10 protein-coding genes and 1 pseudogene are annotated in these 13,733 nt (G+C 46.4%); 9 read left to right on the top strand and 2 right to left on the bottom strand.

The window, feature by feature from the left end; translation table 11 throughout:
- The 9 genes from C5469_RS15845 to rpoC form a co-directional block, all read left to right on the top strand.
- The coding region (locus C5469_RS15845; protein ID WP_479687571.1) for an EF-Tu C-terminal domain-related protein at positions 1–125 on the top strand (125 nt) is incomplete at its 5' end.
- Positions 126–399: 274 nt separating this feature from the next.
- Positions 400–783, top strand: a complete 384-nt coding sequence (gene secE / locus C5469_RS15840) for a preprotein translocase subunit SecE (protein WP_054478100.1) — start codon at positions 400–402, stop codon at positions 781–783.
- Positions 784–1,329 (top strand): transcription termination/antitermination protein NusG, encoded by a 546-nt coding sequence (gene nusG, locus C5469_RS15835; RefSeq protein WP_011144820.1) that lies wholly within the window; start codon positions 784–786, stop codon positions 1,327–1,329. It abuts the gene before it with no gap.
- A gap of 154 nt (positions 1,330–1,483) precedes the next feature.
- Positions 1,484–1,912: a 50S ribosomal protein L11 gene (gene rplK / locus C5469_RS15830; RefSeq protein WP_166308611.1), complete on the top strand. Its 429-nt coding sequence runs from the start codon at positions 1,484–1,486 to the stop codon at positions 1,910–1,912.
- A gap of 3 nt (positions 1,913–1,915) precedes the next feature.
- Positions 1,916–2,617, top strand: a complete 702-nt coding sequence (gene rplA, locus C5469_RS15825) for a 50S ribosomal protein L1 (protein ID WP_166308609.1) — start codon at positions 1,916–1,918, stop codon at positions 2,615–2,617.
- A gap of 307 nt (positions 2,618–2,924) precedes the next feature.
- Positions 2,925–3,422: a 50S ribosomal protein L10 gene (rplJ, locus tag C5469_RS15820; protein WP_166308606.1), complete on the top strand. Its 498-nt coding sequence runs from the start codon at positions 2,925–2,927 to the stop codon at positions 3,420–3,422.
- Positions 3,423–3,485: 63 nt separating this feature from the next.
- Entirely contained in the window at positions 3,486–3,854 is a 369-nt protein-coding gene (gene rplL, locus C5469_RS15815) for a 50S ribosomal protein L7/L12 (RefSeq protein ID WP_166308604.1), read from the top strand.
- Positions 3,855–4,193: 339 nt separating this feature from the next.
- The gene (gene rpoB / locus C5469_RS15810) at positions 4,194–8,222 is read left to right on the top strand and encodes a DNA-directed RNA polymerase subunit beta (RefSeq protein WP_166308602.1); all 4,029 of its coding nucleotides are present in this window, start codon (positions 4,194–4,196) and stop codon (positions 8,220–8,222) included.
- A 130-nt stretch (positions 8,223–8,352) separates the two neighbouring features.
- The gene (gene rpoC / locus C5469_RS15805; protein ID WP_166308599.1) at positions 8,353–12,573 is read left to right on the top strand and encodes a DNA-directed RNA polymerase subunit beta'; all 4,221 of its coding nucleotides are present in this window, start codon (positions 8,353–8,355) and stop codon (positions 12,571–12,573) included.
- Positions 12,574–12,847: 274 nt separating this feature from the next.
- Here the strand turns inward: rpoC and C5469_RS15800 are convergent, their stop codons facing one another.
- Both C5469_RS15800 and C5469_RS15795 read right to left on the bottom strand, forming a co-directional pair.
- Entirely contained in the window at positions 12,848–13,150 is a 303-nt protein-coding gene (locus tag C5469_RS15800) for a helix-turn-helix domain-containing protein (RefSeq protein WP_036779924.1), read from the bottom strand.
- 5 nt (positions 13,151–13,155) lie between these two features.
- Positions 13,156–13,506, bottom strand: a pseudogene (locus C5469_RS15795) (type II toxin-antitoxin system RelE/ParE family toxin).
- Positions 13,507–13,733: the final 227 nt, after the last annotated feature.

The following is a 13,733-nucleotide window of genomic DNA, read 5'->3' as shown; positions in this document are numbered from 1 at the left end:
GTGATAACATTCAGATGGTAGTTACCCTGATTGCACCAATCGCAATGGACCAGGGTCTGCGCTTCGCTATCCGTGAAGGCGGTCGTACAGTAGGTGCTGGTGTTGTTGCTAAAGTTATCGCATAATTTTTGATGTGATTACTCTAAAAGGGCATCAACAGATGCCCTTTTTGCACGTTGTTTTATAAAGAACCTATCTCATCAATGGTTGTTTTTAATTATTGGTGAGATAGGCTCTGATGCAACGAATTGGCTATATATCTCTCAGATATGTAATGCCATACTGAATTATGGCGCCAAGTCAGATACAATCACTCAAATTTTTTGGTTCGGTCTGATTTGTTTTGCTCTTGCGAGGCAAGCTGGCTATCTATATTAAATCATAGTTACAGGTTGGTTTATGAGTGCGAATACCGATGCTCAAGGAAGCAGGCGCAGTCTTGAGGTAGTGAAATGGCTATTAGTAGCAGCTTTATTGACGGTTGCTATCGTTGGTAACTACCTTTATCGAGAGTATAGTCTTCCTCTGCGCGCGATAGCAGTTGTTGTTATGGTTGCTCTTGCAGGAGCGGCTGCGCTCTGGACTGCAAAAGGTAAAACCACGCTGGCTTTCGCTCGTGAAGCCCGCATTGAAATGCGCAAAGTCATTTGGCCAACTCGCCAGGAAGCGCTGCACACGACTTTGATTGTTGCGGCAGTCACTGCATTGATGTCTTTGATCCTCTGGGGTCTTGACGGTATCCTGGTGCGTTTAGTTTCATTTATTACAGGCCTGAGGTTCTAAATGTCAGATTCCCCAAAAAAACGTTGGTATGTCATACAGGCATTTTCCGGGTTTGAAGGTCGTGTTGCACAATCTTTACGTGAACATATCAAATTGCATGATATGGAAGATTCTTTTGGCGAAGTGATGGTGCCAACAGAGGAAGTTGTTGAGATTCGTAGCGGCCAGCGTCGCAAAAGTGAGCGCAAATTCTTCCCTGGGTATGTGCTGGTACAAATGATCATGAACGATGCAACATGGCATCTTGTTCGCAGCGTACCACGCGTCATGGGTTTTATCGGTGGCACATCTGACCGCCCGGCACCAATCAGTGATAAAGAAGTTGATGCGATTATGAATCGTTTGCAACAGGTTGGTGATAAACCACGGCCAAAAACATTGTTCGAGCCAGGCGAAATGGTTCGTGTCAGCGATGGTCCATTTGCAGACTTCAATGGTGTTGTGGAAGAAGTCGACTACGAGAAAAGCCGCCTGAAGGTATCGGTTTCTATCTTTGGTCGTGCGACACCGGTTGAGCTGGATTTCAGTCAGGTAGAGAAAGCTTAATTTTTAGCCGTATATTCTCTGACTTGTAATAGGCGGGAAATTAACATATAATTTCGCGCCTTTTGTTTTTAGTGGCTTGGCCTGAAAAGGCGGGGCTGAAATAACAGGGGAGCCTTTTAAATAGGCGATATTACCCACATAGAGGAAATTATCAATGGCTAAGAAAGTACAAGCCTATGTCAAGCTGCAGGTTGCAGCTGGTATGGCTAACCCAAGCCCTCCAGTAGGTCCTGCTTTGGGTCAGCAAGGTGTTAACATCATGGAATTCTGTAAGGCTTTCAATGCTAAAACTGATAGCATTGAAAAAGGTCTGCCAATTCCTGTTGTGATCACTGTTTATTCTGATCGTTCTTTCACTTTCGTTACTAAAACCCCACCGGCAGCTGTTCTGCTGAAAAAAGCAGCGGGTGTTAAATCTGGTTCCGGCAAACCGAACAAAGATAAAGTTGGTAAAGTGACCAGCGCTCAGATTCGTGAAATTGCTGAAACTAAAGCTGCGGATATGACTGGTGCTAGCGTTGACGCAATGATGCGTTCAATCGAAGGTACTGCTCGTTCCATGGGCCTGGTAGTGGAGGGTTAATCGATGGCTAAACTAACCAAGCGCATGCGCACAATCCGTGAAAAAGTTGATGCAACTAAACAATATGACATTAACGAAGCCGTTGCTCTTCTGAAAGAATTGGCTACCGCTAAATTCGTAGAAAGCGTTGACGTTGCTGTTAACCTCGGCATCGACGCGCGTAAATCTGATCAAAACGTACGTGGTGCAACTGTATTGCCTCATGGTACTGGCCGTTCTGTTCGTGTAGCTGTATTTACCCAGGGTGCAAACGCTGAAGCTGCTAAAGCGGCTGGCGCTGAACTGGTAGGTATGGAAGACCTGGCTGAGCTGGTCAAAAAAGGCGAAATGGATTTTGACGTTGTGATTGCATCTCCAGATGCAATGCGCGTTGTTGGCCAATTAGGTCAAATCCTAGGCCCACGTGGTCTGATGCCAAACCCTAAAGTGGGTACTGTAACACCTAACGTTGCTGAAGCTGTTCAGAACGCTAAAGCGGGTCAGGTTCGTTACCGTAACGATAAAAACGGCATTATCCACACCACCATCGGTAAAGTTGACTTCGACGCTGACAAACTGAAAGAAAACCTGGAAGCTCTGCTGGTTGCGCTGAAAAAAGCAAAACCATCTTCTGCTAAAGGTATTTTCATTAAGAAAGTTAGCCTGTCCACTACTATGGGCGCTGGTGTAGCGATTGACCAATCTGGTCTGAGCGCTTCAGTTTAATTTAAACTGAATGTGATTATCGCTTTACCTTGGCGTTAGATTTGTCTAAAATCTGGCGCCTCATGTTTGGCTGATAGATTATTTATTAGCTAAACAAACAATTTTCGGTTGGAGCTTGGCCTAATCCAAGCCCCGTCCAAGACCGCAGGTGTAAGTAATTACTTAATATCCCTGCGTAGACGGTGACAGAGCCAAATGAAATTCATTTCTGGATTCTGCTCGCCGTGTTTTAGAGCTCAGACACCTTTGGTGTTATGAGTGATGTGAGTTCCGGGTTCTTCCCGGTTAATCCAGGAGCAAGAAGCTAATGGCACTAAATCTTCAAGACAAACAAGCGATTGTTGCTGAAGTCAGCGAAGTAGCCAAAGGCGCGCTGTCTGCGGTTGTTGCGGATTCCCGTGGCGTTACTGTAGGTAAAATGACTGAACTGCGTAAAGCAGGTCGCGAAGCTGGCGTTTATATCCGTGTTGTTCGTAACACACTGATCCGCCGTGCTGTTGAAGGTACTGAATATGAGTGCCTGAAAGAAGCGTTTATTGGTCCAACCTTGATTGCTTTCTCTAATGAACATCCGGGCGCAGCTGCTCGTCTGTTCAAAGAGTTCGCGAAAGCGAATCCAGCATTCGAGATTAAAGCAGCAGCCTTTGAAGGAGAGTTTATTCCTGCGGCCAATATTGACCGTTTGGCAACACTCCCAACTTACGAAGAAGCAATCGCACGCCTGATGTCAACCATGAAAGAAGCCGTTGCAGGCAAATTGGTTCGTACATTGGCTGCGTTACGCGAGCAGAGAGAAGCAGTTTAATTGCCAATTTCCTTCGTTGCTTTTTAACGTATAAATTATTTCTGAATTTTAGGAACACTTGTTATGTCTATCACTAAAGAACAAATTCTGGACAAAGTTGCAACAATGTCCGTCATGGATGTCGTTGAACTGATCACTGCAATGGAAGACAAATTCGGCGTTTCTGCTGCTGCGGCTGTAGCTGTAGTTGCTGGTGCTGCTGAAGCTGTTGAAGAGAAAACTGAGTTTGATGTTGTTCTGTCTGCTATTGGCGCTAACAAAGTTGCAGTTATCAAGGCAGTACGTGGCGCAACTGGCCTGGGTCTGAAAGAAGCGAAAGACCTGGTTGAAAGCGCTCCAAACGCTACACTGAAAGAAGCTATCAGCAAAAATGACGCTGAAGCACTGAAAAAATCTCTGGAAGAAGCTGGTGCTTCTGTTGAGATCAAGTAAGTTCAGTTTTGAGTTAGCAGCCTGACTTTAAAGGCTGATGGCTGGTGATTTTTTAATCACCAGCCTTTTTGCGCTGTAGGGCATTAGTAGCATTTCCACTGTTTGGCTGCTAATTAACCCCCAAATACTTTTTCCTATTGACGACTTAATATACTGCGTTCTCAGCTACGATCCACTCGGGTAGCTCGGTAGTAAAGTAGCGCAATGAAATGATTTAAGAGTAATAGCAATGAGTATTACGGAAAATAATTCAATTTTCTGTTCGAAAAAACAGTGTCGTAAAGAGCTGTCCTTTAGGGCGGACAGAGTGGGTCACTGATCAGCGAGCTGAGGAACCCTATGGTTTACTCCTATACCGAGAAAAAACGTATTCGTAAGGATTTTGGTAAGCGTCCACAAGTGTTGGATGTACCTTATCTCCTTTCTATCCAACTTGACTCGTTCCAGAAGTTTATCGAGCAAGATCCAGAAGGCCAGAATGGTTTAGAAGCGGCATTCCGTTCTGTATTCCCAATTCAGAGTTACAGTGGCAGTTCGGAGCTGCAATACGTTAGCTACCGTCTTGGTGAGCCAGTGTTTGATGTTAAAGAGTGCCAGATTCGTGGTGTCACTTATTCTGCACCTCTGCGCGTTAAACTGCGTCTGGTCATCTATGAACGTGAAGCACCGGAAGGCACAGTCAAAGACATCAAAGAACAAGAAGTCTACATGGGTGAAATTCCGCTCATGACTGACAACGGTACTTTTGTTATCAATGGTACTGAGAGGGTTATTGTCTCCCAGTTACATCGTAGTCCTGGTGTATTCTTTGACAGCGATAAGGGTAAAACTCACTCATCCGGTAAAGTGCTGTATAACGCACGTATTATCCCTTACCGTGGTTCTTGGTTAGATTTCGAATTCGATCCAAAAGATAACCTGTTTGTGCGTATTGACCGTCGCCGTAAATTGCCGGCAACGATTATTCTGCGTGCAATGAATTACAGCACTGAAGAGATCTTGAATCTATTCTTCAGTAAAACGATTTTCGAAATTCGTGACAACAGACTGCAAATGACTCTGGTACCAGAACGTTTGCGCGGTGAAACCGCTTCTTTTGATATTGAAGCAAACGGCAAAGTTTATGTTGAAAAAGGCCGTCGTATTACCGCACGTCATATCCGCCAGTTAGAAAAAGACGACGTGAACCGCATTGAGGTTCCTGTTGAATATATCGCGGGTAAAGTTGTTGCAAGAGACTACATTGATGCCAATACAGGTGAAATTATCTGTGCTGCTAACATGGAGCTCTCTTTGGATTTGCTGGCACGTTTGAGCCAGGCTGGTCACAAATCTATCGAAACACTGTTCACCAACGATTTAGATCACGGTGCATATATTTCTGAGACACTTCGTGTTGATCCAACCAATGATCGTTTGAGTGCTTTGGTTGAGATTTATCGCATGATGCGTCCTGGTGAGCCACCAACGCGTGAAGCGGCAGAAAATCTGTTTGAAAACTTGTTCTTCTCAGAAGATCGCTATGATCTTTCTGCGGTTGGTCGTATGAAATTCAACCGTTCACTGAGTCGGGAAGAAGTTGAAGGCTCCGGTATTCTGAGTAAAAATGACATCATTGATGTCATGAAGAAACTTATTGATATCCGTAATGGTAAAGGTGAAGTCGACGATATTGACCACTTAGGTAACCGTCGTATCCGCTCCGTTGGTGAAATGGCAGAGAACCAGTTCCGTGTTGGTCTGGTGCGTGTTGAACGCGCAGTTAAAGAGCGTCTGTCTCTGGGTGATCTGGATACTCTGATGCCTCAGGACATGATCAACGCTAAGCCGATTTCAGCCGCAGTAAAAGAATTCTTTGGTTCCAGCCAGCTGTCTCAGTTTATGGACCAAAACAACCCGCTTTCTGAAATCACCCACAAACGCCGTATCTCTGCGTTGGGTCCAGGTGGTTTGACTCGTGAGCGTGCAGGCTTCGAAGTACGTGACGTACATCCGACTCACTACGGTCGTGTATGTCCAATTGAAACCCCAGAAGGTCCGAACATCGGTTTGATTAACTCGTTGTCTGTTTATGCACAGACTAACGAGTATGGTTTCCTTGAAACCCCATACCGTTTAGTTCGTGACGGCGTTGTAACTGATGAAATTCATTATCTGTCTGCGATTGAAGAAGGTAACTTCGTCATCGCACAGGCAAACACCGTATTAGATGATGAAGGCCATTTCGTTGAAGATCTAATAACCTGTCGTAACTATGGCGAATCCAGCTTATTCAACCGTGAACAGGTTGAATATATGGATGTTTCTACCCAGCAGGTGGTTTCCGTTGGTGCTTCTTTGATCCCATTCTTGGAACACGATGACGCAAACCGTGCATTGATGGGTGCAAATATGCAACGTCAGGCTGTTCCTACTCTGCGTGCTGATAAGCCGTTGGTAGGTACAGGTATGGAACGGGCTGTAGCCGTTGACTCAGGTGTAACTTCTGTAGCTAAACGCGGTGGTGTGGTTCAGTACGTTGATGCGTCTCGTATCGTTATCAAAGTAAACGAAGATGAAATGTATTCGGGTGAAGCAGGTATTGATATCTATAACCTGACTAAATACACCCGTTCTAACCAGAACACTTGTATTAACCAAATGCCATGCGTTTCTCTGGGTGAACCAGTAGAACGCGGTGATGTGCTGGCTGACGGCCCATCCACTGATTTGGGTGAGTTGGCGCTGGGTCAGAACATGCGCGTAGCGTTCATGCCGTGGAATGGTTATAACTTCGAGGACTCCATCTTAGTTTCTGAGCGTGTTGTTCAGGAAGATCGCTTTACAACCATTCATATTCAGGAATTGGCTTGTGTATCTCGTGATACCAAATTAGGGCCTGAAGAGATCACTGCTGACATCCCTAACGTGGGTGAAGCTGCGCTCTCCAAACTGGATGAATCCGGTATCGTTTATATCGGTGCGGAAGTTACCGGCGGTGACATTCTGGTTGGTAAAGTGACACCTAAAGGTGAAACCCAACTGACGCCAGAAGAAAAACTACTACGTGCTATCTTCGGTGAGAAGGCGTCCGATGTTAAAGACTCTTCTCTGCGCGTACCAAATGGTGTATCCGGTACGGTTATCGATGTACAGGTATTTACCCGTGACGGTGTGGAAAAAGACAAGCGCGCTCTGGAAATTGAAGAGATGCAATTGCGTCAGGCTAAGAAAGACCTGACAGAAGAGCTGCAAATCTTTGAAGCTGGTTTGTTCGCGCGTATCCGTTCTGTCCTGATTTCTGGCGGTATAGAAGCTGAGAAACTTGACAAACTCCCTCGTGAGCGTTGGTTGGAATTGGGTCTGGCTGATGAAGAAAAACAGAATCAGTTGGAACAGTTGGCTGAACAGTATGACGAACTGAAAGCTGAGTTCGAGAAAAAACTGGATGCTAAACGCCGTAAGATCACGCAGGGCGATGATCTCGCACCTGGCGTACTGAAAATCGTTAAAGTTTACCTGGCAGTTAAACGTCAGATTCAGCCTGGTGATAAGATGGCAGGTCGCCATGGTAACAAGGGTGTTATCTCCAAGATCAACCCGATCGAGGATATGCCTTACGATGAAAACGGTACTCCGGTAGATATCGTATTGAACCCACTGGGCGTACCATCACGTATGAACATTGGCCAGATCCTGGAAACTCACTTAGGCATGGCTGCGAAAGGTATTGGTGACAAGATCAATGCGATGCTGAAACAGCAGCAGGAAGTTGCCAAACTGCGTGAATTTATCCAGAAAGCTTATGACCTAGGTGATGAAACCCGTCAGAAAGTTGATCTGAACACTTTCTCTGATGAAGAAGTTCTTCGTCTGGCTGAAAACCTGAAAAAAGGTATGCCAATTGCGACACCAGTGTTTGATGGTGCGAAAGAGAAAGAAATTAAAGAACTGCTGAAATTGGGTGACTTACCAACTTCTGGTCAGATTACCCTGTTTGACGGTCGTACCGGTGAGCAATTCGAACGCCAGGTTACAGTTGGCTACATGTATATGTTGAAACTGAACCACTTGGTGGATGACAAAATGCATGCTCGTTCAACCGGTTCGTATAGTCTGGTTACTCAGCAACCGCTGGGTGGTAAGGCGCAGTTCGGTGGTCAACGCTTCGGTGAGATGGAAGTGTGGGCATTGGAAGCATATGGTGCTGCATACACCTTGCAGGAAATGCTCACCGTCAAGTCCGACGATGTTAACGGCCGTACCAAGATGTATAAAAACATCGTGGATGGTAACCACCAGATGGAACCAGGTATGCCGGAATCCTTTAACGTATTGTTGAAAGAGATCCGCTCTCTGGGTATCAACATCGAGCTGGAAGACGAGTAAATCGTATTCCCGCTGGTACTGCCCTGAATGGATATGACGGGCAGTTTACCAGCCAGTGGTTGCACTGGTTATAGGGGGGAGTGGCATGGGCCGCTCTCCTGACAGGTCTAACTCCGACAGGAGCCATTTCGTGAAAGACTTATTGAAGTTTCTGAAAGCGCAAACTAAGACCGAAGAGTTTGATGCGATCAAAATTGCTCTGGCCTCACCAGATATGATCCGTTCATGGTCATTCGGTGAAGTGAAAAAGCCGGAAACTATTAACTACCGTACGTTCAAACCTGAGCGTGACGGCCTTTTCTGTGCCCGTATTTTCGGACCGGTAAAAGACTATGAGTGCTTGTGTGGTAAATACAAGCGTCTGAAACACCGTGGTGTGATTTGTGAGAAGTGTGGCGTAGAAGTCACCCAGACTAAAGTTCGTCGTGAACGTATGGGGCACATCGAACTGGCTTCTCCGACTGCACACATTTGGTTCCTGAAATCATTGCCATCCCGCATCGGTTTGTTGCTGGATATGCCACTGCGTGATATTGAGCGCGTACTGTACTTCGAATCCTATGTGGTTGTAGAAGGCGGTATGACTAGTCTGGAACGCAGTCAGATCCTGACAGAAGAGCAATACTTGGATGCACTGGAAGAGTTTGGTGATGAATTCGATGCGAAGATGGGTGCAGAAGCTATCCAGTCTTTGCTGAAAAATCTCGATCTGGAAAATGAGTGTGAAAAGTTGCGTGAAGAGTTAAATGAAACTAACTCTGAAACTAAACGTAAAAAGCTGACCAAACGTATTAAGCTGTTGGAAGCATTTATTCAGTCTGGTAACAAACCTGAATGGATGGTGCTGACGGTTCTGCCAGTTCTGCCACCGGATCTACGTCCATTGGTTCCACTGGATGGTGGTCGTTTTGCCACTTCGGATCTGAACGATCTGTATCGTCGTGTTATTAACCGTAACAACCGTTTGAAACGCCTGCTAGATCTGGCAGCACCAGATATCATCGTTCGTAACGAAAAACGTATGTTGCAGGAAGCGGTCGATGCTTTGCTGGATAACGGTCGTCGCGGTCGTGCAATTACTGGTTCTAACAAACGTCCTCTGAAATCCCTGGCAGATATGATTAAGGGTAAACAGGGCCGTTTCCGTCAAAACCTGTTAGGTAAACGTGTTGACTATTCCGGTCGTTCTGTAATCACCGTAGGTCCTTACCTGCGTTTGCATCAGTGTGGTCTGCCTAAAAAGATGGCACTGGAGCTGTTCAAGCCATTCATCTACGGCAAGCTGGAACTGCGTGGTTTGGCGACCACCATTAAAGCAGCCAAGAAGATGGTTGAGCGTGAAGAGGCGGTGGTATGGGATATCCTGGATGAAGTTATTCGTGAACACCCGGTTCTGCTGAACCGTGCACCGACACTTCACCGTTTGGGTATTCAGGCATTCGAACCGGTTCTCATCGAAGGTAAAGCGATTCAGTTGCACCCATTGGTGTGTGCGGCATATAACGCTGACTTTGACGGTGACCAGATGGCTGTTCACGTACCGCTGACACTGGAAGCCCAGCTGGAAGCGCGTGCATTGATGATGTCGACCAACAACATCCTGTCTCCTGCGAGTGGTGAGCCAATCATCGTGCCATCTCAGGACGTTGTTCTGGGTCTGTATTACATGACTCGTGACTGTGTTAACGCTAAAGGCGAAGGCATGGTGCTGACTGGGCCTAAAGAAGCAGAACGCGTATACCGCGCAGGTCTGGCTTCTCTGCATGCCCGCGTCAAAGTTCGTATTACTGAAGAAGTGAGAGATGGTGAAGGTAACATCACGACCAGCACTGGTTTGGTTGATACTACCATTGGTCGAGCAATTCTGTGGATGATCGTACCGAGAGGTCTGCCTTACTCTTTGGTTAACCAACCACTGGGTAAAAAAGCTATCTCCAGAATGCTGAACACTTGCTACCGTGTGATGGGCCTGAAACCAACAGTTATCTTCGCTGACCAGATCATGTATACCGGCTTTGCCTACGCTGCACGTTCAGGGGCATCTGTTGGTATCGACGACATGGTTATCCCAGAGAAAAAAGCGGGGATCATTGCAGAAGCGGAAGCTGAAGTTGCTGAAATTCAGGAACAGTTCCAGTCGGGTCTGGTAACAGCCGGTGAACGTTATAACAAGGTTATCGATATCTGGGCCGCAGCAAACGAGCGTGTTGCTAAGGCAATGATGGAAAACCTGTCCACTGAAACAGTGATTAACCGTGACGGTGAAGAAGAACAACAAGTCTCTTTCAACAGCATCTTTATGATGGCTGACTCCGGTGCGCGTGGTTCTGCTGCTCAGATCCGTCAGTTGGCGGGTATGCGTGGCTTGATGGCTAAACCAGATGGCTCCATCATCGAAACCCCAATTACCGCGAACTTCCGTGAAGGTTTGAACGTACTCCAGTACTTCATCTCAACCCACGGTGCTCGTAAAGGTCTTGCGGATACCGCACTGAAAACGGCGAACTCTGGTTACTTGACTCGCCGTCTGGTTGACGTTGCACAGGATCTGGTTGTTACAGAAGACGATTGTGGCACGCACGATGGTATCCTGATGACGCCGGTTATTGAAGGTGGTGATGTTAAAGAACCACTGCGTGAGCGTGTATTGGGTCGTGTGACGGCAGAAGATGTGCTGAAACCAGGTACTGCTGACATTCTCGTACCACGTAACACATTGCTGAACGAAAAATGGTGTGATCTGTTAGAAGAGAGCTCTGTTGACAGCATTAAAGTACGCTCCGTTGTAAGCTGTGAAACTGACTTCGGTGTTTGTGCAAACTGTTATGGTCGTGACCTTGCCCGTGGACATATCATCAATAAAGGTGAAGCTGTTGGTGTTATTGCAGCTCAGTCCATCGGTGAGCCGGGTACACAGCTGACGATGCGTACGTTCCACATCGGTGGTGCGGCATCTCGTGCGGCAGCAGAATCCAGCATTCAGGTTCGTAACAAAGGTAGTCTGAAGCTGTTTAACGCTAAATCCGTGACGAACTCAGCTGGCAAACTGGTGATTACTTCTCGTAACACAGAACTGTGTCTGATCGACGAATTTGGCCGTACTAAAGAAAGTTATAAAGTCCCTTACGGTGCGGTACTGGGTAAAGGTGATGGAGAAGCAGTTAACGGTGGCGAAACCGTTGCTAACTGGGACCCACATACCATGCCAGTTGTCAGTGAAGTATCCGGTATCATCCGTTTCGCTGATATGGTAGATGGTCAGACTATTACTCGTCAGACTGATGAACTGACCGGTTTGTCTTCATTGGTTGTTCTGGATAGTGCAGAGCGTACTGGTAGTGGTAAAGACCTGCGTCCGGCACTGAAAATTGTTGATGCCAATGGTGACGATGTATTGATCCCAGGTACTGATATGCCTGCTCAATATTTCTTGCCAGGCAAAGCAATTGTTCAATTGGACGATGGCGTGAGCATTTCTGCTGGTGATACGTTGGCGCGTATTCCTCAGGAATCCGGTGGTACGAAAGATATTACTGGTGGTCTGCCACGCGTTGCTGACTTGTTCGAAGCACGTCGTCCGAAAGAGCCTGCCATCCTGGCTGAGGTCAGTGGTATCGTTTCCTTCGGTAAAGAAACTAAGGGCAAACGTCGTTTGGTCATCTCCCCATTAGATGGTGGTGATGCTTACGAAGAGATGATCCCTAAATGGCGTCAGTTGAACGTGTTTGAGGGTGAGGTTGTTGAACGTGGTGACGTGATCTCCGATGGTCCAGAGTCTCCACATGACATTCTGCGCCTGCGTGGTGTTCATGCGGTGACCCGTTACATCACCAACGAAGTTCAGGAAGTTTACCGCTTGCAAGGGGTTAAGATTAACGATAAACACATTGAGGTTATCGTTCGTCAGATGCTGCGTAAAGCAACCATCGAAAGTGCAGGTAGTTCCGAATTTCTGGAAGGTGAACAGGTTGAATATGCCCGCGTTAAAGTAGCAAACCGTAAGCTGGAACAGGATGGTAAAGTCCCTGCAACTTATGGCCGTGATCTGTTGGGTATCACCAAAGCGTCTCTGGCAACTGAATCCTTCATCTCTGCGGCATCGTTCCAGGAAACAACCCGCGTACTGACTGAAGCAGCGGTTGCGGGTAAACGTGATGAACTGCGTGGCTTGAAAGAAAACGTCATCGTCGGTCGTCTGATCCCTGCGGGTACGGGTTATGCTTACCATCAGGCTCGTATACGTCGTCGTCAGTTAAACGAAGCTTCTGAAGCACCACAAGTGAGTGTTGATGAAGCAACTGCGAACCTGGCAGAACTGCTAAATGCTGGTTTTGGTGGCGATAAAAAGTAATTTCGTAGAACACAATAGCTAATCAAATGCCCTCCTTTTGGGAGGGCATTTCAACTTTTTGATAACGTGCCAATTTTTTACTTGGTGCTTTGTGTTAATCGAGTTCCATTCACCAAATGGAGTTTGCCTCCACGTTAAGAATCTCTCCTCAAATTTTTCTTTCCGAAAAGAGTTAACTTGAAGACCTTGTTCTTCACAATCATCTGGCACGTAAAAAAGTCGATGCGGACATTGATCTTGAATATATCCGCGAGGGTTACCGGAGCGTTTGTGGTTAAACGGAAAATCCGTAGTGGGTACCGTCGGGTAACTCGATATCGAGACGCAGCTTGCTACCTGTTGCCTCAACGTAACGTTTGAGGGAAGACAGTTTCAAGTCGCGGCCAAGCTTCTCCATGTCAGAAACCGTGGGTTGTTTGATACCAAGAGCCAGAGCTATTTCACCTTGGGTCTTTTGTACCCGCTCACGAAGTTCTGCCAGATGGATGTTTAGCAACATTTCTGTTGCTGCAGCTTGTGCATTGGCAACAACTTCGGGCTTTTCATTTGCTAATATTTGATCAAGCGTTCTTGCCATAGTATTTACTCCTTTTTTAACTTTTCCAGATGTGCCGTGAACTCACGGTCAGCAATCGGAATCATCGTTTCATAAAACCGTTTCTCGTTTCCGGTTTTGTTACCGGCGCAAAGTAAAATTCCTCTCCGCTTGGGGTCGAACGCAAAGAATGCTCGGAGCGGGTCGCCTTTGCTTTGGACACGTAATTCTTTCATGTTGCTGTGGCATGAACCGTTCACAGTATCTGCGTATGGCCTAGGCAACATAGGGCCTTCTTTCCCGAAGTGCTATTATTGAAGCTAACATATTGGCCCTGTCGGTATCATCCAAAGCATCGAACCATGCATCAAAGGTGTCCGTCGTTTTATAGCCCACATAACTACTCCTTACTTAATATAGGTTAAATGCTATATAGGTAAAAATCTATAGTCAAGAAAAATTGGTGTCTTGCGCGAGGGTGTCAGCTTTCTCATGTATAAATATTGAGCTTGATTTGGTTATGATCAGGTCCAGCTAAATGAAAAAACAAACCTTGTTTGGAATAGCGAGGTTTGCCAGTGTCCTAAAATGCCTGCTTTTTTGTGAGCATTTCGGGTTGTTGACA

Origin of the sequence: Photorhabdus cinerea (assembly GCF_011189575.1) — a bacterium.
Lineage (GTDB): Bacteria > Pseudomonadota > Gammaproteobacteria > Enterobacterales > Enterobacteriaceae > Photorhabdus > Photorhabdus cinerea.
This window is presented reverse-complemented; position numbering and strand designations above follow the sequence as displayed.

Excerpts from the sequence above, each read along its gene's own strand:
- rpoB (WP_166308602.1), top strand. The coding sequence starts at position 4,194 with ATGGTTTACTCCTATACCGAGAAAAAACGTATTCGTAAGGATTTTGGT.
- nusG (WP_011144820.1), top strand. The coding sequence starts at position 784 with ATGTCAGATTCCCCAAAAAAACGTTGGTATGTCATACAGGCATTTTCC.
- rplK (WP_166308611.1), top strand. The coding sequence starts at position 1,484 with ATGGCTAAGAAAGTACAAGCCTATGTCAAGCTGCAGGTTGCAGCTGGT.
- secE (WP_054478100.1), top strand. The coding sequence starts at position 400 with ATGAGTGCGAATACCGATGCTCAAGGAAGCAGGCGCAGTCTTGAGGTA.
- C5469_RS15800 (WP_036779924.1), bottom strand. The coding sequence starts at position 13,150 with ATGGCAAGAACGCTTGATCAAATATTAGCAAATGAAAAGCCCGAAGTT.
- rplL (WP_166308604.1), top strand. The coding sequence starts at position 3,486 with ATGTCTATCACTAAAGAACAAATTCTGGACAAAGTTGCAACAATGTCC.
- rplA (WP_166308609.1), top strand. The coding sequence starts at position 1,916 with ATGGCTAAACTAACCAAGCGCATGCGCACAATCCGTGAAAAAGTTGAT.
- rplJ (WP_166308606.1), top strand. The coding sequence starts at position 2,925 with ATGGCACTAAATCTTCAAGACAAACAAGCGATTGTTGCTGAAGTCAGC.